Source organism: Acinetobacter shaoyimingii, from assembly GCF_011578045.1.
Taxonomy (GTDB): Bacteria; Pseudomonadota; Gammaproteobacteria; order Pseudomonadales; family Moraxellaceae; genus Acinetobacter; species Acinetobacter shaoyimingii.
The window spans coordinates 1,392,749-1,413,543 of sequence record NZ_CP049801.1 but is presented as its reverse complement, the minus strand read 5'-3'; the positions used below and the strand labels follow the sequence as shown (position 1 = coordinate 1,413,543).

The 20,795-nt window shown below is 37.2% G+C and carries 20 protein-coding genes and 1 tRNA gene; 9 read left to right on the top strand and 12 right to left on the bottom strand.

Annotation, left to right across the window (positions count from 1 at the left end):
• Positions 1–114 precede the first annotated feature (114 nt).
• Entirely contained in the window at positions 115–2,136 is a 2,022-nt protein-coding gene (uvrB, locus tag G8E00_RS06310; protein ID WP_166011384.1) for an excinuclease ABC subunit UvrB, read from the bottom strand.
• A gap of 175 nt (positions 2,137–2,311) precedes the next feature.
• Here uvrB and G8E00_RS06305 point away from each other — a divergent pair, with 175 nt between their 5' ends.
• The 3 genes from G8E00_RS06305 to G8E00_RS06295 all read left to right on the top strand — a co-directional run bounded on the left by G8E00_RS06305 (position 2,312) and on the right by G8E00_RS06295 (position 6,440).
• Positions 2,312–3,091 (top strand): A1S_2505 family phage non-structural protein, encoded by a 780-nt coding sequence (locus tag G8E00_RS06305; protein WP_166011386.1) that lies wholly within the window; start codon positions 2,312–2,314, stop codon positions 3,089–3,091.
• A 265-nt stretch (positions 3,092–3,356) separates the two neighbouring features.
• Positions 3,357–4,769: a GGDEF domain-containing protein gene (locus G8E00_RS06300; RefSeq protein ID WP_166222741.1), complete on the top strand. Its 1,413-nt coding sequence runs from the start codon at positions 3,357–3,359 to the stop codon at positions 4,767–4,769.
• Positions 4,770–4,994: 225 nt separating this feature from the next.
• On the top strand, positions 4,995–6,440 hold the full coding sequence (locus tag G8E00_RS06295; RefSeq protein ID WP_166222738.1) for a sensor domain-containing diguanylate cyclase: 1,446 nt from the start codon (positions 4,995–4,997) through the stop codon (positions 6,438–6,440).
• A gap of 75 nt (positions 6,441–6,515) precedes the next feature.
• On the opposite strand, the gene G8E00_RS06290 is transcribed toward G8E00_RS06295, so the two are convergent.
• On the bottom strand, positions 6,516–6,698 hold the full coding sequence (locus G8E00_RS06290) for a hypothetical protein (protein ID WP_166011392.1): 183 nt from the start codon (positions 6,696–6,698) through the stop codon (positions 6,516–6,518).
• 221 nt (positions 6,699–6,919) lie between these two features.
• Between G8E00_RS06290 and G8E00_RS06285 the strand changes: the two genes are divergently transcribed.
• The 3 genes from G8E00_RS06285 to G8E00_RS06275 all read left to right on the top strand — a co-directional run bounded on the left by G8E00_RS06285 (position 6,920) and on the right by G8E00_RS06275 (position 9,142).
• Positions 6,920–8,149: a pyridoxal phosphate-dependent aminotransferase gene (locus G8E00_RS06285; protein WP_166222735.1), complete on the top strand. Its 1,230-nt coding sequence runs from the start codon at positions 6,920–6,922 to the stop codon at positions 8,147–8,149.
• 208 nt (positions 8,150–8,357) lie between these two features.
• A complete protein-coding gene (locus G8E00_RS06280) occupies positions 8,358–8,603 on the top strand; it encodes a hypothetical protein (RefSeq protein ID WP_166222733.1) in 246 nt (81 codons plus the stop codon).
• A gap of 101 nt (positions 8,604–8,704) precedes the next feature.
• Positions 8,705–9,142, top strand: coding sequence for a PaaI family thioesterase (locus G8E00_RS06275; protein ID WP_166226455.1), 438 nt, complete (start codon positions 8,705–8,707; stop codon positions 9,140–9,142).
• 118 nt (positions 9,143–9,260) lie between these two features.
• On the opposite strand, the gene G8E00_RS06270 is transcribed toward G8E00_RS06275, so the two are convergent.
• Positions 9,261–10,250 carry a glyoxalase gene (locus G8E00_RS06270; RefSeq protein ID WP_264821398.1) on the bottom strand — a complete coding sequence of 330 codons (990 nt, stop codon included), beginning with the start codon at positions 10,248–10,250 and terminating at the stop codon, positions 9,261–9,263.
• A gap of 441 nt (positions 10,251–10,691) precedes the next feature.
• Here G8E00_RS06270 and G8E00_RS06265 point away from each other — a divergent pair, with 441 nt between their 5' ends.
• The gene (locus G8E00_RS06265; RefSeq protein ID WP_166222731.1) at positions 10,692–11,285 is read left to right on the top strand and encodes a DUF1269 domain-containing protein; all 594 of its coding nucleotides are present in this window, start codon (positions 10,692–10,694) and stop codon (positions 11,283–11,285) included.
• 229 nt (positions 11,286–11,514) lie between these two features.
• On the opposite strand, the gene G8E00_RS06260 is transcribed toward G8E00_RS06265, so the two are convergent.
• Positions 11,515–12,327, bottom strand: a complete 813-nt coding sequence (locus G8E00_RS06260; RefSeq protein ID WP_166222729.1) for a hypothetical protein — start codon at positions 12,325–12,327, stop codon at positions 11,515–11,517.
• Positions 12,328–12,397: 70 nt separating this feature from the next.
• Positions 12,398–12,841, bottom strand: a complete 444-nt coding sequence (locus tag G8E00_RS06255) for a hypothetical protein (protein ID WP_166222727.1) — start codon at positions 12,839–12,841, stop codon at positions 12,398–12,400.
• A gap of 238 nt (positions 12,842–13,079) precedes the next feature.
• Between G8E00_RS06255 and G8E00_RS06250 the strand changes: the two genes are divergently transcribed.
• Together G8E00_RS06250 and G8E00_RS06245 are read left to right on the top strand one after the other, a co-directional pair.
• A tRNA-Asn gene (locus tag G8E00_RS06250) sits at positions 13,080–13,155 on the top strand.
• Positions 13,156–14,020: 865 nt separating this feature from the next.
• The gene (locus G8E00_RS06245) at positions 14,021–16,279 is read left to right on the top strand and encodes a DUF6351 family protein (RefSeq protein WP_166222725.1); all 2,259 of its coding nucleotides are present in this window, start codon (positions 14,021–14,023) and stop codon (positions 16,277–16,279) included.
• A 49-nt stretch (positions 16,280–16,328) separates the two neighbouring features.
• Here the strand turns inward: G8E00_RS06245 and miaE are convergent, their stop codons facing one another.
• Genes miaE through G8E00_RS06210 form a run of 7 tightly spaced genes read right to left on the bottom strand, consistent with a single transcriptional unit; the run spans position 16,329 to position 20,787 of the window.
• A complete protein-coding gene (gene miaE / locus G8E00_RS06240; protein WP_166222723.1) occupies positions 16,329–16,982 on the bottom strand; it encodes a tRNA-(ms[2]io[6]A)-hydroxylase in 654 nt (217 codons plus the stop codon).
• Between the two features lie 10 nt (positions 16,983–16,992).
• The gene (pdxJ, locus tag G8E00_RS06235) at positions 16,993–17,721 is read right to left on the bottom strand and encodes a pyridoxine 5'-phosphate synthase (RefSeq protein WP_166222721.1); all 729 of its coding nucleotides are present in this window, start codon (positions 17,719–17,721) and stop codon (positions 16,993–16,995) included.
• A 9-nt stretch (positions 17,722–17,730) separates the two neighbouring features.
• The gene (recO, locus tag G8E00_RS06230; RefSeq protein ID WP_166011409.1) at positions 17,731–18,444 is read right to left on the bottom strand and encodes a DNA repair protein RecO; all 714 of its coding nucleotides are present in this window, start codon (positions 18,442–18,444) and stop codon (positions 17,731–17,733) included.
• A gap of 10 nt (positions 18,445–18,454) precedes the next feature.
• Positions 18,455–18,682, bottom strand: a complete 228-nt coding sequence (locus G8E00_RS06225; RefSeq protein ID WP_166011411.1) for an NF038104 family lipoprotein — start codon at positions 18,680–18,682, stop codon at positions 18,455–18,457.
• 32 nt (positions 18,683–18,714) lie between these two features.
• Positions 18,715–19,743, bottom strand: coding sequence for a GTPase Era (gene era / locus G8E00_RS06220; protein ID WP_166011412.1), 1,029 nt, complete (start codon positions 19,741–19,743; stop codon positions 18,715–18,717).
• The gene (rnc, locus tag G8E00_RS06215; RefSeq protein ID WP_166011415.1) at positions 19,743–20,441 is read right to left on the bottom strand and encodes a ribonuclease III; all 699 of its coding nucleotides are present in this window, start codon (positions 20,439–20,441) and stop codon (positions 19,743–19,745) included. Before rnc ends, era begins: the two co-directional genes overlap by 1 nt.
• A complete protein-coding gene (locus G8E00_RS06210; protein ID WP_166222719.1) occupies positions 20,413–20,787 on the bottom strand; it encodes a DUF4845 domain-containing protein in 375 nt (124 codons plus the stop codon). The genes rnc and G8E00_RS06210 overlap by 29 nt, the downstream gene beginning before the upstream one ends.
• Positions 20,788–20,795: the final 8 nt, after the last annotated feature.

Below are 20,795 nucleotides of genomic sequence, written 5' to 3'. Positions count from 1 at the left end.
CACCTGTTATCGCTATTTTTGAAATAAAGTACTACAACAGATAAAATAACCACTCTCTAAAACGATTACTGTAGCGTTATGTAATGATTTTTGAACAACTTATTCCGTTTAAAATCATTGCAACATTTGCGCCTTTAATCTCAAAATTTCATCACGGAATCGCGCTGCTTGTTCAAATTGCAATTCTTTGGATGCTTTCAACATTTCTTTTTCTAGCTTAGCCATATGTTTAGCTAAAAGTTTCGGGTCTGCCAAAATATGGCGCTCATCTGCACTTAATGCTTTGGCTTGATCAGATATATTTGACTCGATTTGATCATCATTAAGAACTTCGCCATCATCAATATCTTTAAGATTTTGACGCACGGTTGAACGCGGCGTTATACCATGGTCCAAATTATATTGAATCTGTTTGGCACGTCTTCGTTCTGTTTCATCCATAGCTTTTTGCATAGAATCGGTGACCCGATCTGCATACAGAATCGCTTTACCTTTCACATTACGCGCCGCACGACCAATGGTTTGAATCAATGAACGCTCGGAACGTAAGAAACCCTCTTTATCCGCATCTAAAATCGCCACCAAAGACACTTCTGGCATATCTAGACCTTCACGAAGCAAGTTGATTCCGACCAAGGCATCATAAATACCTGAACGTAATTCATGAATAATTTTGACCCGTTCAACCGTATCAATATCTGAATGTAAATACGCCACTTTAATCCCATATTCTTTCAAATAAGAGGTTAAATCTTCCGCCATACGTTTGGTTAAAGTAGTGATGAGGACCCGTTCATTTTGTTCTTTCCTAAGATTAATCTCAGACAGCACATCATCGACTTGTGTTAACACTGGACGAATTTCAATTTCAGGATCCACCAATCCTGTTGGTCGCACCACCTGTTCTGCCACTTGTTGCGATTTTTCCAGCTCATATTTGGCTGGTGTTGCACTCACGTAAATAGTGGTTGGGATAATCCGTTCCCACTCTTCAAATTTCATTGGGCGGTTATCTAAAGCACTCGGTAAACGAAATCCATAATTGACCAAGTTTTCTTTACGTGAACGGTCACCTTTATACATTGCACCAATTTGCGGAACAGACACATGTGATTCATCAATAATCAGTAATGCATCTTCAGGAATATAATCAAACAACGTTGGCGGTGCTTCACCAGCTGGACGACCTGATAAATGACGTGAATAGTTTTCAATGCCGTTGGTATAACCCAATTGTTGCATCATTTCTAAGTCATAGCGTGTTCGTTGTTCAATACGCTGAGCTTCCAACAACTTATCGTTGGCTCTAAAAAATTCTAATCGCTCTTTTAATTCTTCTCGTATTGTACCAATTGCACGCTGTAAATTGTCTTTTGGCGTCACGTAATGGCTTTTAGGATAAATGGTGATGCGTGGCACTTTACGTACCATTTTTCCAGTCAATGGATCAAACCATTTAATCGAATCGACTTCATCATCAAACAGTTCAATACGAATGGCATTTTGATCTGATTCAGCAGGGAAAATATCTAAAATTTCGCCACGAATACGATAAGTCCCTCGTAAAAACTCAAGTTCATTACGGGTATATTGCATTTCAACCAAACGTCGAATCAGATCATCACGGCTGATACGATCTCCCTGCACAATGTGCAGCAACATGCTCATATATGCATTCGGATCGCCCAAACCATAAATTGCCGAAACCGAAGCAACAATAATCGCATCTTTACGTTCTAATAATGATCGGGTTGCTGAAAGGCGCATCTGGTCAATATGATCATTGATGGCAGAATCTTTTTCAATAAAGGTATCTGATGAAGGTACGTAGGCTTCAGGTTGATAGTAGTCATAATAACTGACGAAATATTCAACCGCGTTATTGGGAAAGAACGCCTTAAACTCACCATATAACTGCGCAGCCAAGGTTTTGTTATGCGCCATGACAATGGTCGGACGCTGTAACTGTGAGATGACATTGGCCATGGTATAGGTTTTACCCGAACCCGTAACCCCTAACAACAATTGATCGTGATAGCCTTTTTTAATCCCTTGTACCAGCTTTTCAATAGCCTGTGGTTGGTCACCTGCAGGCTGATAATTCGTTACAAGTTCAAAAGGTCTTGCTTCACTCACAATAATCATCTCTTCAATAGTTAGCGCTTGAGTTTAACAGAACTCCACAAATGAATTGTTCTGCTTTAACCAAATAAATAATTGGGTTGGATTGTTTATATTCAAGTAAATTCACTTGACCCTAACACAATTCAATAGCACCATAAACAAAAGCCCATTTAAGATGTGAAATCGAATGACTTATCACTACCATGATGAAAGCATTATCAAAAGCTTAGCGGAAGACACGACCTTTGTTTTCGGCAGTAATTTGGCGGGGACACATGCTGGGGGCGCAGCAAAAATTGCACTTCAACATTTCGGAGCAATCAAAGGTGTTGGTCGTGGTTGGGCTGGGCAGAGTTATGCCATTCCAACCATGAATGAACATTTACAACAAATGCCTTTATCGCAAATAGAAAGTTATATTGATGATTTTAAAATTTATACTAAAAATCATCCTAAAATGAAATATTTCATCACGGCAGTAGGCTGTGGTGTAGCAGGTTACAAAGTCGAAGAAATTGCTCCAATGTTCAAAGGCATTTCCCACAATGTGATTTTCCCAATTTCATTTCGACCATTTGTAGAAAAAACTCTGCCTAAACTTACTCAGCATTTATTGCATACCTTTATTCATGAAGATGTGATTTTTAATCCCAATCCAGAACAAGCGATTCAAGGCTTAAATTTAACTGATGCAGAAAAAAGCTTAGCCACCATTGTTATTAATACACCAATGTACCCTACGGACAGCAATGGACGAGATCGCATCTTTGAAATTGAAGATATTGTGCATAGTTTGAAGGCTAAAATTCCAGACTTTAATCATGATGCTGAAAGCTCGAAAACCATTGGTGGCGTAGTCTTGGCTCTATTGGAACTTTATCATCTCAATGAGCAAGATTTCATCGATGCTTGGACAGCTAAACGTGAGATCTCACCACCACGCGCCGCTCATCATGCCAAAAGATAAAGCGTAAAGATGCAATAGGTGGTTGATTTTTATTCAATCACCTATATGATCAAGAATAGGGTCTGTTGTCATTTCACAAAAGCTAGTAACGACAAACATTTTTTGCTGGTACAAGAGATGTTTAACGCATTTGAGTGATTCCAAAAAAGCAAATATTTTGTATTGTTTTAGCCTAAAACATAATTGATGTCTGAAATATCAACAAATCCTAATGTGCAAGTATAATGAGCCAGAATAATGAGAGTGTTTGATTTTGGGGAGTTGAATGGAAAATTTAGATTTTCGAATCTTTGATTTATCCCCTATTCCCATGTGGATACAGGATTATAGTGGCGTCAAAAAAATCTTTGATCAATGGCACCTAGATGGGATTGAAGATATTAAAGCTTATATATTAGAGCAACCAAGCCGACTATTGCCTTGTTTAGCCACCATCCAAACAACACGTATTAATCGAAGCACCTTAAAACTTTATGAAGCCAATAATTTAGAAGAAATTTTAGCAAATTTTGCCAAGTTTCATTTTGAAGAAATTACCCTTCCTCAAGCGCATTTTTTTGCTGGATTATGGGAAAAAAATGATGACTGCTTTTTTGCACCCATTAATTACACCTGTACAGGTCGACAAATTGATGTACAACTTCGGGCGCATGTTATTCCTGGTTATGAAGATACATGGGAAAAAATACTACTCACCACTGAAGATATAACTCCCTACCAACATGCAAGACGTTTTGCTGAAGCCATATTTATGCATTCACCCACAGCACTTTGGGTAAAAGATTGCCATAAAATAAAACAGTGTTTCGATCAACTTAGACAAAAAGGGATCACCCATTTAGATGCTTATATTGAACAGCATCCAGATTTTTTACGACAGTGTTTTGAACTCACCGTGTCTAAAAATGTAAATGAAGCATTACTGCATCTGTTTAAGCTTAAAGATCAGCAAGATTTTGATCGCCATATTCAATCCTTATATGCACAAAATAATTATCAAAATTTTTATTATGAACTCATGCATTTATGGAATGGGCAACATGATTTGCAACGTGAAAGTGAGTATACCTTAAAAGATGATGCGGTCATCTTTGTAGTAGAACAGCTCAATATTTTTCCAGATGCTGTAGAGAGTTGGTCCACCATACAGGTGGCCTATACCAATTTGACCGAACGAAAAGAATTGGAAAACCATTTAAAATATTTAAGCCAATATGACCAACTCACCCAATTACACAACCGCACTTTTTTTAATGAAGAAATTGTTCGTTTGCAAACAAAAAAAGTACAGCCATTCGCATGCATATACATGGACCTCAATGGATTAAAAACATTAAATGATGTACAAGGTCATCATCATGGTGATTTATTACTCAAACGTTTTGCCAATATTTTGATTGATACCATTCACCATAAACCCTACAGTGCTTCTCGCGTTGGTGGTGATGAATTTGTCATCTTAATGCCCTATGCAACTGAACTTGATGCATTAAGTTTATTACAAGAAATTGAAAATAGAATTGTGCTAGAAAACTCCCACGATCCACGTATTATGATCAGTGTGGCTTCGGGTATCGCATGGACCAATGAACATGAAAATATAGAAAACCTAATACGCACTGCGGATCAAAATATGTATATCGTGAAAAAGAATCACTATAAAATAAGACCTTATTAACTCATCATAAATTTATTTTTCAAAACAAATTACACAATTAAAAATTTGAACAATCAGTCAAACAATTATTTTCAAGAAACAACGTGAAAATGCATTAAAATTATCATTAATAAAAATAAAAGTGATTTATATCACAATAAATGATCTATTGTGTATTTGCTATCACGTTGTTTTTGATGATATATTTTCCACAATTAAAACATATAAAAATGGTTGGATTTACAAATGGAGAGCTTTGATTCTTCAATATTTGAATTATCTCCTATTCCCATGTGGTTAGAAGATTTTAGTGAAGTAAAAAAACAATTTGATATTTGGAAATCTGAAGGTGTTACTGACTTAAATCGTTTTCTTCACGAAGATCTATCACGTGTCACTGATTGTGCCCATCTGATTAAAATATTAAAAGTTAATCAAAAAACATTAGATCTATTTGAAGCCGAAAATTTAGAACATTTATCACAAAATCTAGACATTATTTTTCAACAAGAAATGTTCGAAGCACATATTTTTGAATTGGTCGCACTTTGGGAAGGTAAAACAGAATTTTCTAGCACAACTCACAATTATACAATTTCTGGTAAACGCTTAGATATCAAACTTCGTGCGGTGGTTTTACCAGGTGCAGAACAACGCCTAAATCGCATTTTATTGACCACTGAAGACATCAGTGACTACATGAATGCTTGTCGTTCAGAAATAGCCAACCGCCAACTTGCAGAAGCACGCTTTATTTATTCGCCAACATCATTGTGGGTAGAAGATTTTAGCCGCGTCAAATCACGCATGGATACATTAAAAAAAATAGGAATAGAAGACTTTAATACGTTCTTAGATGTGCATCCAGATTTTATCCAGCAGTGCATTGAAGACATCGTATTGCTTGATGTCAATCAAGCGACTTTAGATTTGTTTAAAGCAACGAATAAAGACGAAATTTTTAGAAATACAGCCAAAGTTTTCACCAAAGAAATGCATCAAACTTTTAAAGAACAATTGATTGATCTCTGGGATGGCAAAATTCATCATCAACGTGAAGCCGTCAACTACGCACTAGATGGCTCAATCCGCTATGTTCTACTGCAATTTACTGTCTTTCCAGGTTATGAAGATAACTGGGGATTAGTACAACTTGCATTAACTGATATTACTGCCCGTAAAAAAGCTGAAAGTTACTTAGAATATTTGGGCAAACATGATGTTCTGACCAAACTCTATAACCGTTCTTTCTTCACTGAAGAGTTAAATCGATTAGAACGCTCGATGGTACGTCCTGTTTCAGCAATTTTTATTGATATGAATAGCGTCAAAGAAATTAATGATAATCATGGACATGATGCAGGTGATGAATTGCTGCGAAGAATGGGGAATATTTTAGATCGCACCATTAATCACACCAACTATACAGCATCACGTATAGGGGGTGATGAATTTGTAATTCTAATGCAAGGTGCCGATGAGAACGCAGTGACCACGATTATAATGACCATGCAAGAGTTGCTCAATATTGATAATCAGTATTATTCAACGCGCCCCATCAGCATATCTTTTGGACATGCCACCACGCATGGCGATGAAAAAATTGAAGACATGTTAAAACGAGCAGATCAAAATATGTATGTGCATAAGAAACAATATTATGAATACCTTGAATCGATGAATGCATCTTAATCAAAATTATTGTAATGAAATAAAACCAACTTCAAGTACTCGATAAAAAAAATAGGTGCTTATCGCACCTATTTTTTATCTTTTACCAAACGAACGACGAGTACCACGAGGTGGCATCCATGTACGATCAGCATACTGTTCAGGTTTAGGACGTAAACTCTCAACTTCTTCGTCAGCAGCTTTAGCATCTTTTGCACTTAAAATTGGAAAAGGCAACTTCACTACAGGCTTTTTCTTGGGAGATTTTGCGGTACTCATTTACTTAACTCAACTCAATCTATGCGGTATTGTACGAAAAAATCATGATTTTTGCGAGTCTCACAGTTTTTTTGATTTGTATATCTTCATTTAAACTAAGATTTTATATTTTTTCGTGTTTTTTTGACATTTTGCTTAGATATTGGGCGACGTGTAGCGCATTTTTGATATAAGATAGTGTGCTTTTTATTTTTAATCCCCCCATAAGAAGGAATACTGCCGTGGACGTACGTCTCTCTGATCGTGTAAATGCCATCAAACCGTCCCCAACACTTGCTGTAACCAATAAAGCAGCAGAGTTAAAAGCTGCGGGAAAAAATGTTATTGGTCTAGGCGCTGGTGAACCGGATTTCGATACTCCGCAACACATCAAAGATGCTGCTATTGCAGCGATTAATAACGGTTTTACCAAATATACTGCTGTTGACGGTACTCCTGGTCTTAAAAAGGCGATTATTGCGAAATTAAAACGTGATAATAATCTTGAATATGCTGCAAACCAAATTTTGGTTTCTTGTGGTGGTAAGCAATCATTCTTTAACTTAGCTTTAGCTTTGTTAAACAAAGGTGATGAAGTGATCATCCCTGCACCTTACTGGGTAAGTTATCCAGACATGGTGATTATTGCTGAAGGTACACCTGTTATTGTGAAATGTGGTGAAGAACAACGTTTCAAAATTACCCCTGCTCAATTAGAAGCTGCAATCACTGACAAAACTCGTTTAGTGGTGTTGAACAGCCCATCTAACCCTACAGGTATGATTTACACCAAAGAAGAATTATTGGCGCTAGCTGAAGTTCTACGTAAATACCCTGAAGTACTTGTTGCTTCTGATGACATGTACGAACCAATCCGTTGGAATGACGAATTCTACAACATCGCAACTGTTGCACCTGATCTTTACGACCGTGTAATCGTGCTTAATGGTGTGTCTAAAGCCTATGCAATGACTGGCTGGCGTATTGGCTATGCAGCGGGTCCTGCTAAGCTGATTGGTGCAATGAAAAAAATCCAATCTCAATCAACTTCAAACCCAACTTCGATTTCACAAGTTGCTGCTGAAGCTGCATTGAATGGTCCTCAAGACGTTCTTGAGCCAATGATTGAAGCATTCAAACGTCGTCATGATTTAGTGGTTAAAGGCCTAAATGACATCAACGGTATTACTTGCTTACCTGCTGATGGTGCATTCTATGCATATGCAAATATTCGTCCATTGATTCGTGTAAAAGGTTTGAAATCTTGCACAGAATTCTCTGCATGGTTATTGGAAGAAACTGGCGTTGCTGTTGTTCCTGGTGATGCATTCGGTTTAGGCGGTTATATGCGTATTTCTTATGCAACTGCTGATGAAGTACTTGTTGATGCGCTTGCTCGTATCAAAAAAGCTGCTGATTCAATCGAAGGCGTTGATGCTGCGATCGCTTCTATTGCTGCTGAAAAAAAATAATTTAAGCCATTTATTAAGCTTAAATCAAAAAACCCGCAATACTTGCGGGTTTTTTTATGGAAAATAATAGACAAATTCAAAATTAAACAAAATGTGATCATTGTCACATTTATTTAAAATTTACTACATATTTGACATAGATTATTTTTCACGTAAATATTAAAATCACTTCCAGAACATAATTTTAATTATAATTAATGGTAAAACAATGCGTTATAAAGTTATAGATGTGTATAAACAAGAAAACATTGAACACTATATTGCTCAATGTTTAAAAACCCAATCTCCAAAATTTATCGTGGTACAAAGCCCGCGTATATTATGCAAAGGCCTTGATATCATTGATGTGAATGATGCAATTTCTAGTGCAACATGGGCAACAGGTGAATCTATAGATATGCACGTGCTAAAGTTCGCAGATTGTCTAGACAAAATCTTTGAATCTGACCATTGAGTTCTTATTCTTTCTTTAACCTGCAATTGACATCGGTATGATGTCAATTTATTTTTAATGTAAGTTCCCTTTTAGAACTATATTACAAATAGGATATGCAAATAATGAATCCACTACAAATGACCGGATTAGAACTCCTACAAGCCATGGCTGATGGAAAGATTCCACCGGCTTCAATTAGTCAAACCATTCCAATGAAACCGACTGAAATCCAAGAAGGACAAATCACATTTTTAGTGCAAGCTGATGATCGCCATCTCAACCCGCTTGGTGGTGTTCACGGTGGTTTTGCTGCCACTGTCCTTGATACCGTCACTGGTTGTGCAATTCATACTGTTTTAGAGGCAGGTGTAGGTTATGGCACCATTGATTTGAATATCAAAATGTGTCGCCCTATTCCCAAAGACAAGGAACTCACCGCCATTGGTTCAGTCATTAATGTCAGTAAAAATTTAGCCATTTCTGAAGGTAAAATCGTGGATGAAACAGGTAAACTTTATGCACATGGCACGGCTACTTGTATGATTATTCGAGCTTAATGCCATTTATTTCTGCTGATTCAACACATCAAAAATTTAGGCTAAAATACCAGCAAGACATTAGCCTCAGGATTTGCATGATCATTTGATGATGCAAATCCAAATAGTTAATTAAACGCTATTTTAAACGTGCATGTATTTCAGCAATATACTCTCCCGGAAATTGAACCATCGCTGATTCACGCGCTTCAGTCTGAACAGGATTGACTAAAATTTTGGCGCCAGCTTTTTGTGCCTTATCCAATGTTTCATTTAAATTTTGGACTTCAAAACCCGTTGTTTCGCGTCCATAAGGAAATGGTAAATGTCCATCGGTCACAAATACGGTCATCTTGCCAAAATTAGATTCAATACGTATCCGTCGATAAAACTCATTCGGACGACCAATCTCAATACCTGCAGCGCGTGGGTGATCAGACACGACTTTGCCTTGAGTGAAATTGACAAATTTTTTCACAAAACTGTTCACCGCTTCAGGTGAAACATAAACGCGACTTTCGGGAATGGTTTGCAATGGTTCAAAATCAGGAATGGTTTCAATCCAATACAGCTGACTGGTGAAACCGCCTGGCCAACGAATCACAGCATCACGCCCTGCCAGATCTGTAAAAGGTGCAACAATGATCTCAGCGCCATTTGAACGTGCAAACTGTACTGCCCGATCAAAATCTTTGACCAAATACCCTATACTTTCACTTCCAAATGGATAAGGCACAGGGGTTTTAAACCCAAATACAGATAAAGTCCCTACGGGTGACAACACAAATTGCGACATGGTTTGGCTTGGGGTTGGGGTAACTTGATAGACACCCTGCTCTGATTTAGTACCACCAAATGTTGCAATAAAACTATCTGTAAACTGATCAAAGTATTCAGGTTTAACATAAACATGTGTAGCGTTAAACAAGGGCGAAACAGCTAGACTAGAATTTTTTTCAAATGTATTTCGTTTACCCAAAACTTTCTGAATAAACGAAGTATTTCCATTCAAAAGCATTTCACTTAATGTAAAACTGCTTGCAGGTTTTGCCACAGCTTGCTGTGTTATTGCAGCATGCCCCATCAACAACATTGTGCTCAATGTCAGTGTAAATATCCGTTTACGCATCTCAAATTCCTTACATCTAAAAATTTATAACCTTGAACCTTCAACATCGAACTTTTCATTTATTGCTATTCACCTAAAAGAGAAATTTCACAATAACCACCAAACAGATCAAATGTTCTAGCCTTTAGTAAGCTTCAATGTTCATGATCACTGATAAAGTTGAGGAGTACACATTACAAACCACATAGCAAAATATGATTTAAATCACATAACAAAACATAACGCGAACTCCATCACAATTACAAATTATATTTAAATGAAAATTCAATAAAATTGTTAATGTTTAAAAACCAATGTGAAATTTACTTGTTATTGCAAGGTGTTTATAAAATGATTACACAATCAAAAAAAAGACATTAAAGTCCCTCTCAATGTGTACATTGTCTATATGTTGCTCCCAATACACTGAAAGCTCGCAAACAGCACTAGGGAAGAAGAAAAATGGCGCATCATATTTTATTAGTCACATGGCGTGAATCTTCAAAAGCATATGAGAGTTTTATACAGCTCAAAAACCAACAAAACATAAATATTAATCAAGTAATAGTTGTTAAACGTGCTGATGACGGTAGTATTCAAATACAAGACAATCAAGGAAATGATGTCGATTCAAATACATTGTTTGGTGGTCTTTTCGGATCGCTGATTGGTATATTGGGTGGTCCACTGGGTGTATTACTTGGATTTAGTACGGGTGCTTTGGTTGGCTCACTGAACGATGCAGATGAATTTGACGAAAATTCAGCAGTTTTATCAAAAATCAGTCAATTACTTCCGCTCGGTGAAACAGCACTTTTTGTCGACTTAGAAGAGGAAGATGAATCTATTGCAGATGAATATCTTGCTACCACTCATGCCACAGTATACCGCTGGGATTACGACGAAGTTGAAGCTGAAATTGAAGCGTCAGTCGAAACTTGGGACGAAGTTAAACGTCTAACCAATGTCGCACTAAAACAACAAAAGAAAGATGAAAATAAAGTCAATCGAAAAAAGAAATGGCAAGAATTCACATCAAAATTTCATAATCAATAAATTTAAGTTATCCATGTAAGCCCCTTCTCTTGCGCGATATATGGCTCAAGAATGACAAATGACAGCATAAATTTTAATTGATCAAGAAATGTTTTATGAAAGTGATCGATTGATTCAATGGATTTAAAACACCATTTTTTAAGCTTATTCAAACGCTTTATAAGGTCGCATAATTATAAAATTATGCGACTCATCAAAATTTCAAAATAACCAGTTCATATCATGATCATTATCTTAAATTATTTTGATCATCATCCTGAATATTCTGGGAATTCATGACATTCACCTTCATTTGGTCCAACCTCAATTCCCTCAATTTAGCATCCCATACCACTAAACGCTTACAAGTAATGGCCTCTGCACGGCTCACTTGTGTCATATCCTGACCACAAAAAGCACCACCAACAGTGAGCCAAAGCTCTTGTTTTGGGTATTTAACTGTTAAATCTTTGGGTTCAGAATCTTTAGCATTAGAGGATGTTTGATCATTGATTAATTTTTGTGAATTTCGATACTGCTGATCAAATAATTTAGGGTCTTGCACTTTCGTCGTTTCATTCTTTAAATTTGCAACTGCCGTCTTACTCTCAAGCAATGCATAATCCAACATAGGATGATCAAAAATTCGTTTCGTCACCCCGCCTTCTAGAGTCGCAAAAACAGAGATTTGTCGTACATCGTTATGGGATGAAGCATGATCATCGCAACGAATCAAATGTGGTTCAAGAATATATTCTGGCTGATCATCCCCCCATATATTGGCAACTTTGATCAGTTTTTCAAGCTGAAGCTGTTCATGGGCTGAGCAATGTTGCAACCTCAATTGAATAAACTCAAGTACTTGTTTCGGATAAATAGCGTTCTTATCTGAAACAGTCAAATCTTCGATCTCCCCCTGATCTGAATGCGCTACGGGTATATTCGATGAAGACAGATCTTTTTCAGTTGGTTCAACACTAACAGCTTCCGTAGAATCATGAGATTTGTCCTGACAACCCGTCAATACACACACCAAACACAGCACATAAAAAGTTTTTTTCATTGTCTAAGGAGCAATTTATTATGATTAGATTTCAATCTAATCAATCATTAAGTTTTATTCAATCAAAATATTAAATTGCCGATTTATATGACTGTAGCGTATGAGAGGTAGCGGCTGGCCGTGATATCGACTTAAATAAACAATACAATTTAAATAACTGTTCTATGTGAACTTCCTGACTTTGTTTTGTGCACTCTGACCACCCTAAAGCAATAGTCTGATTTGAAAATAAATGACCTTCAATTTTATAAAGATGATACACACCTGCAATTTCAGATGGATCATTCAACACGTCAAATAATGAATCGGACTTTGTTTCGACGACAAACTTATGACCTAACCAAAGCTGTAAAAGATCGCCTAAATACAGTTTTTGTTTTTCAAACGGCCAGACATGAATATACGCACCTTCAACTTCGGTATAGTACTGATCTGAGTTTGATAAAATTTGAAGGTATTGCGTTTGATAAAAAGCGAAATTTGAAAAAATTTGAGAAATTTTGAGCGTCTGCATGCGCTGTCTCCTGTTTAGCCATTTTAGTGCTGGCAAGTTGGTTGTAAATCCACACTGTCTGAAGTTCATTCAAACACTTTATCTGCCTTTCAATTTAGCAAGCATGGTCTTGCTAAGCAAGACTTTTTCAAAATATTCAGCTTTTTGCTTAAATAAAAAACACTTAAACAGATATTCTTTAAAACAATGTTGTTTTAGCTTGACCCTTGGAGAAATCCCCTTATAATCGCACTCAGATTCTCCAATAGCTCAGTCGGTAGAGCGACGGACTGTTAATCCGCAGGTCCCTGGTTCGAGCCCAGGTTGGAGAGCCAAATACCAAAAAGCCCACGCATAATGACGTGGGCTTTTTTTTGCACTGCATATCTGAGAGATATTTGGCATCAACCTAAAATTGCACCGAGATAATAAAGAACGATCCACGACAACATCACACATAACAAGTCTTAAAAAATGAAATAGCTCTAAAAGCTTTACAATTTTTAAAAACGTGCCTGCTGATAAAAACACAAAAGCACGAACAACCAATCATTCACACACAAACTTAATTTTTTTAAAATCGATAAACATAAGCACAAGATAGTGATTTCTAAAGATTTATTCCAATTAATAAAACAGACAAAACAAAATCAATCACTTAAAAAAATTCAAAATCAGTTTAAATGCATTGAATTGGATAACCAATAACCAACTATCAACAACCCATACTTTAGCCAAATCACATCACTTTTAAGTATGCCTTAAATTACAAGCGCTCCAACACCCTATTTTTGAGAACATTAATACGTAATTTTTTGTGTATTTTTGTTGAATTTAAAACGCAAAAATATTGTATTTTTCTCATAAAATAGGACCTAAAAAGATGATTTCAATAAATATTTGATTGCACATTATGCAAAACTGAAATTCAATCTTAGTCATTTTTATAAAATAAATTCAGCCATTTACTTATTTAATGTAACTTAACAGATTGTACTTACAACACCATATTTAGTCTCTTATATTTTAGAAAATCTAATTTTTCCACAATAAACTCATGTGTTTTTTATCACACAATATAATATTCAGATGATTTTCATCACATCAAAACTCATGCAATATACTCTAAAAGCAAGCAAAACCAATATAACAATCATCTAATTAACTGTAGTAATCAAACAAAAAAAATGGTGAAAATGAATGAAAATAAAATTTTTATATACACTATTAAGCATAGGTATCGGCAGCTCACTGATCACAGCTTGTGGAAGTTCCGATGAATCTAATGATCATGCCGTAAGTGCCAATCCTAGTTCAGCTACTGCAAAAAATATGTTGAGCAAAACCGAAAAGGAAATGATCGCCGTACTCTCAACAAGACCAGATTTAATCACTGATGGTGATGTTCTTCTTCAACTTGACCTACCAGCTGATACAAATGCAAATGAAGTTAAAATAACTTTAAATGGCAAAGACATCACTTCAGCATTTCAAAATCAAGCCCAAACTGCACTGATCAGCAATTTAGTCATCGCCGACAATCAACTGATTACTGAAACCAGCCAATACATACAACATCTGACATTGAAAAATCACGATACACGTGGTCCGCTGATTTCTGGACCACAACTGAATCCTTGGACCTGTAAATATCCATCTGAGGATGCGTTCTGTTCACAACCCGTAAAATACAATTATTACTACCGCAATCGACTCGGACAAATTAAAACTTACGACCCAAACGCCCCCCCCTCATCAAACGCTATTGCAACAACCACGACCGATCAAGGTATCAGCCTGCCCTTTATCGTACGTGAAGAAGTCGGCTATCAAAATCGTGATGAATACCGTATAGCTGTACTTTTTGATCCACAAAAAACTTGGAGCACACTGTCTCCACAACCACAATTTAACCATAAACTCATCATCGCCCATGGACATGGTTGTGACAATGATTACCGCTCAGGTACAGCACCTGATGTCATTCAAATCGACCGTGATAATTTAACACCTGATTTAACGGTAGACGCCTTAGGTCAAGGTTACGCCGTATTATCAGCATCATTAGCACACAGTAATCACAATTGTAATATCGCTGTTCAAGCTGAATCTCTGCTCATGGCAAAAGAGCGTTTTATCGAGCAATACGGCACTTTGCGCTATACCATTGGTCAGGGCTGTTCAGGTGGTTCTTTAGTGTCCCAATCTGTCGCCAATGCATATCCAGGTATTTATCAAGGTCTTTTGGTGACGTGTTCTTTTCCAGACACCTGGAGCACCGCAACACAATTTGTTGATTATCATTTAATGATTCATTATTTTAAAAATTGGAAGACTCGCTTACGCTTTCTACCTTCTCAAATTGCCCATGTCCAAGGTCATATCTCAGAGATCAATGGGCTAGTGAGTGAGCGTGCTCAGTTTGATGTTGTCCGACCTAATCGAAGCTGCAAAGGGTTAACAGAGGAGCAACTTTATCATCCCGACACCAATCCAACAGGTTCGCGTTGTACCATTCATGATGCAGCAATCAATCTATTTGGTCCTAGACCACCCGAAATCTGGACTGAGAATGAAAAAAAAATTGGACACGGTTTTGCTGGTTTAGCTATGGATAATGTTGGCGTTCAATACGGTTTAGACTCTTTATTAAAAAATAAGATTTCTGAGGAACAGTTTGTTGTACTCAACGAAAAAATTGGTGGCATTGATATCGACATTAATGCGACCCCAGAGCGTGTAGAAGCAAACTATACTGCTTTAAACAATGCATATCGAACAGGTTCAATTAATGTTGCGAACAATTTAAATAAAGTGGCGATCATTGACTGTCGTGGACCAGATCCAGCTGCGTTCCATGACTCTTATCGTGCTTTTGCCGTTCGTGCGCGTTTAGACAAGGCACATGGTCACCATAATAATCATTTGATTTATGGTGGGAGCACTCCTTTAATTGGTGATTTTAAATGTCTTGATATCAGCTTAAAAGATATGGATCAATGGTTGTCTCAGGTTGAAAAAGACAATAGTGCCCTTCCGATTGACCAGAAACTGACGGCCAATAAACCGAGTCAACTTGGTGATTCATGTATTATTGCTGGCATCATTAGCCGTAAAAAACTCTGCAATGAATCAATCCTGCCAGTATACCGCACACCACGAATGGTGGCGGGTGACAGTATCAGTACTTATCATGTTAAATGTCAGCTCAAACCACTACTTCAGTCAGATTATGGCAGTAAAGTACGCTTTAGCAATGATCAATGGAATCGATTGCAAGCTGTATTTCCAAAAGGTGTATGTGACTTTAACCAAGAACCTGTTGGTTTTGCCAATACCATTCCATGGATGACTTATCAAGATGCAAATCAACAGGTCATTTATGGTGGCACGCCAATGAGCCCAGTCAGCAAAAAATCTGCGCGTGGTTGGGCTGCGCCTGCATTTGAACTATTTTGATTGTTTGCATAAAAAAACCCTCATTTTGAGGGTTTTTTTATCATGTTATTTATGCAGCTTTGACTGGCACACCACTATGAAATCTAAATAAATCATCTGGTGATAAAATCAGATTTTTTTCCACTTCACGAATATGCTCAATGCGGTTTTCTATATCCTCTTCAGGATTTTTGAGTTTTGCTGTTTTTGCTACATCTAAAGCCAATGTCAAATAGTCTTCATAGTGACGAGATTCAGACTTTAATAAGTACTTGTAATAACGCCCCAACTCTTCATCAACCAATGGAGAAAGCGCATAGAAACGCTCACAAGATCGAGCCTCTACAAATGCGCCAATGATTAGAATATCAATCAAGGCTTCAGGTTCATAGGTTCGAACTTCTTTACGTAACCCGCCTGCGTAGCGGCCTGCACTTATCGACTGCCACTGTTGACCACGTTTAGTCATCAATTCCAATACTTGTTCATAATGAAGCATTTCTTCACGAACCAATTGTGCAAGTTTCACTTGTAAATCTGTAAAAAAACTATAGCGAAACATCAGGTTCATTGCTGTTCCTGCTGCTTTCTTTTCACAGTTGGCATGATCTTGCATCAAGAGATCAAGATTATTGACTGCTTCATCTAACCAAGCTTGCGGTGTTTTACATCCTAAGAACCCTACAACAGGTTGCATAAGATCGACATATTTTTGATTCAGCATCTTTCTACATTCATTTCACTGCAGCATGAATTGCTGCTTTCATATCTTTAACAGCTTGCGCCAATCCAACAAAAACACTTTCAGCAATAATCGAATGACCGATATTCAGCTCATGAATTTGAGGAATTGCAGCAATCGGTGCAACATTGTCCAGATTCAAACCATGTCCTGCATTGACCACCAGACCTTTTGATACGGCATATTCGGTGCCTTTCACAATGCGCTCTAATTCAGCTTGTTGCTCTGCAGGCGTATGGGCATCTGCGTATGCACCCGTATGAAGTTCAATCGTTGGTGCACCACAAGCAACAGCTGCATCAATTTGCGCAAAGTCTGCATCAATAAATAACGACACATCACAACCAATTGCAGTCAATGCTTGCGTGGCTTTTTTAACATCTTCAAAATGACCAATGACATCCAACCCACCCTCAGTAGTCACTTCTTGACGCTTTTCTGGAACAAAACACACATGATGTGGTTTAATTTCTAAAGCGAATGCAACCATTTCATCTGTTACAGCCATTTCAAGATTCATACGCGTCTTCAATACTGGACGCATACGACGCACATCATCATCATGAATGTGACGACGATCTTCACGCAAATGTAAGGTAATGCCCTCTGCTCCTGCTTCTTCACAGATCAATGCTGCTTTAACAGGATCGGGATAGTTAGTTCCACGCGCTTGACGAAGTGTCGCAACATGATCGATGTTCACACCCAACAATGCAGCCATAACATTTTCCTAATTGGTTTTTGGTTGAGAATTTTGAATCCAGAGTTGTCGACTTTTGAGAGGTCTATCTCCCAACAATGAAGCAATCATCTGTCGATAAAGTTTAGTCAATAATTGTAACTGCTCAGCATTAAAATCTGTACCTTTTTCATAGCTAGACATTGAGAGAATCTGCTCTCCAAGCAAGGTGCCACTTGCTGAATGCGATACAGGTATAAAGCCGTCATTGAGCTGAAATTGATATTTTTGTGTTACTAAAATTGGTTGTTGCTGTGCATCAACATTAAAATCAATGGCATAGCCCAATTCACCAAGCAAGACAAATTCAAATTGTCTTAATATCTGTTTGAGAAATTGATTTTGAGATGTTTGTTCAGCTAAATGCTGTAAATGATTTAAAGTCAAATGATATTGCTGAAATGTTTCAGGCATAGGTTCTTCTAAAGGACACAATCTCAGAATAATTTCATTTAAATAAAATCCTGAAAAAAATGCATCACCATAGAAAAAAATAGGATGATTTAAAATTTCTAACTTGGTGAAGTTCTTAAGCTCAGATTTGCCTGTTGCTTGTAAGGTAATGGGTTGATATTGAGGGGGTGGCATTTGCCTCAAAATCCCATCCATTCGCCCATACTCTTCTGTAAATAAATGAACGATATGACTTCGCTCACGATATTTACGATGATGGATCAAATAACCATGTAGAGATTCATTACGCATAGATGATCACTTAATCATCTTGTGAAATTATTTTTTGATGAGTTTTGGCGTTTTTTAAATCTTTTGGGTCATCTTGTTTTTCTTCACGATCGGGAATAACAGCACCTACCACTGCAGCAGTGCCTTTCACTACACCTTTAGTGGTTTTATACGCCACTTTCACAGGAACCGTAACGATTTTATGAATACAGCCTTGCAACATGATTACACACGTTAAAACTGCCAATATTCGAATCATTACGGTTCACCTTGAGTCATATCAAACCAATATTAGATATCACTATAACCTAGACTTTTTAGTGCACGTTCATCATCAGACCATCCACCTTTCACTTTGACCCAAAGTGTCAGCATGATCTTTTGTTCGAACATTTTTTCCATGTCAGCACGTGCATCCATACCGATTTTTTTCAGTTTTGCACCTTTTTCACCAATCACAATGGCTTTTTGCCCTTGGCGATCAACAAAAATCGTTGCATCGATATACGTACAAGCTGGCTTCATACGACCAGTTTTTTCATTTAAAACAGCATCTTCAATTTTAAAAGATTCAATTTGAACCGTTAAATCGTATGGAAGCTCTTCACCTAACTGGCGCATGATTTTTTCACGAATCACCTCTGACGCCAAGAAACGTTCAGAGCGATCTGTTAATTGATCAAGAGAATATAGTGGTGGCTGGAACGGTAAGTAGTTTTCAATCGTATTTCGTAAATGATCTAAATTTGCCCCACGAAGCGCAGATACAGGAACAATCTCAGCAAAATTCATTAATTTTTGACGTTCTAAAATTAATGGCAATGCTTTGTTTTTATTTTCCAAAGTATCAATTTTGTTGATGACCAAAATGACAGGCATTTCAGCATTTTTAAGTTTTTCCAACACGAGGTCATCGTTTGGTGTCCACTTTTCTGCATCAACAACAAATAGAACCAAATTTACATCACGTAGTGCCGAGTGAGCTGCACGGTTCATCATTTTATTGATGGCACGTACTTCTTTCTTATGCATCCCCGGTGTGTCAACAAACACAGCTTGAGATTTTTCACGCGAATCAATTCCCACAATTTTATGACGTGTGGTTTGTGGCTTACGCGAAGTAATCGATAACTTTTGACCTAATATATGGTTCATTAATGTAGATTTACCTACATTTGGTCGACCAACAATAGCAACGAATCCACTTTTAAAGTCTTTCGGTATTTCTGTACCTTGTGAACTAAAAAAGTCATTGATTAGATCGTTAGCATTGTCGTTCGAGTCGTGATCAGCATCATTGTGATCGGAATGAGTCGTCATTAAGACTTGTGCTCCAAAATTTTTAAGATTTCTGCCGCAACTGTTTGTTCAGCAAAGCGACGGCTTGATCCTTCACCATATTTAACTGGCAATCCATCAACCAAGCATTCCACTTTAAAATGCTGATTTGGTGCATCACCTTGAATATCGACAACTTCGTAAATAGGGAGAGGTTTTTTACGTGCTTGCAAATATTCTTGTAAACGTGATTTAGGATCTTTGAGCTGATCTGTTGGTTCAATATGATCCAGATAAGGTTCATACCATTTCAAAACGATCTGCTGCAAAACATTTAAATCGTGACAATCTGTATAGATCGCACCAATAATGGCTTCAACGGTATCGGCCAATATCGATTCGCGATGATGTCCACCAGATTTTAATTCACCTGTACTCAGAATTAAACTCTGACTGAGTTTTAAATCATTGGCAATCTTGCCTAAAGCTTCTTGCCGAACCAAGGTCGCTCGCATACGTGTAAGTCGACCCTCATCCTCTTTGGGATAAGCCTCGTAAAGATAATTGGCGATGATCATCCCTAACAATGAATCACCTAGAAACTCTAGGCGCTCATAGTTGTATTTATGACTAACCGAACGGTGTGTCAGTGCAAGTTGAAGTAACTCAATATTCTTAAACTGATAACCAATGCGACCAATTAAGCGCGCATCATTGACTTTGAACTGACCTTTGATCAAAACTCTTCTCGAATGTTAAAATTAAATCAATATTCAGTAAGAACGGAACTCTTACCTCATATTGCTTAGACACAACTATACCATTTTCAGTACTGACTTGAGCAATATCATCAAATTTTAGATCTCTGATATTGTTCATTTCTAAACTTTTATCCATTTTTTCCACAAATTGATTTTCTGTGATATCTGATGAACTCGAAGAAATCAACTCCTCAATTTGCTTATTGACCACTCGATCATCCCAATAAGAAGGCCAAACAGCTGTGACCGCTTTGACCACAAAAGCCAAAGCAACCAACCCAACTAAAATCGTTAAATAAGAAGCACCTTTTTGATTTTTATACATTTTTATTG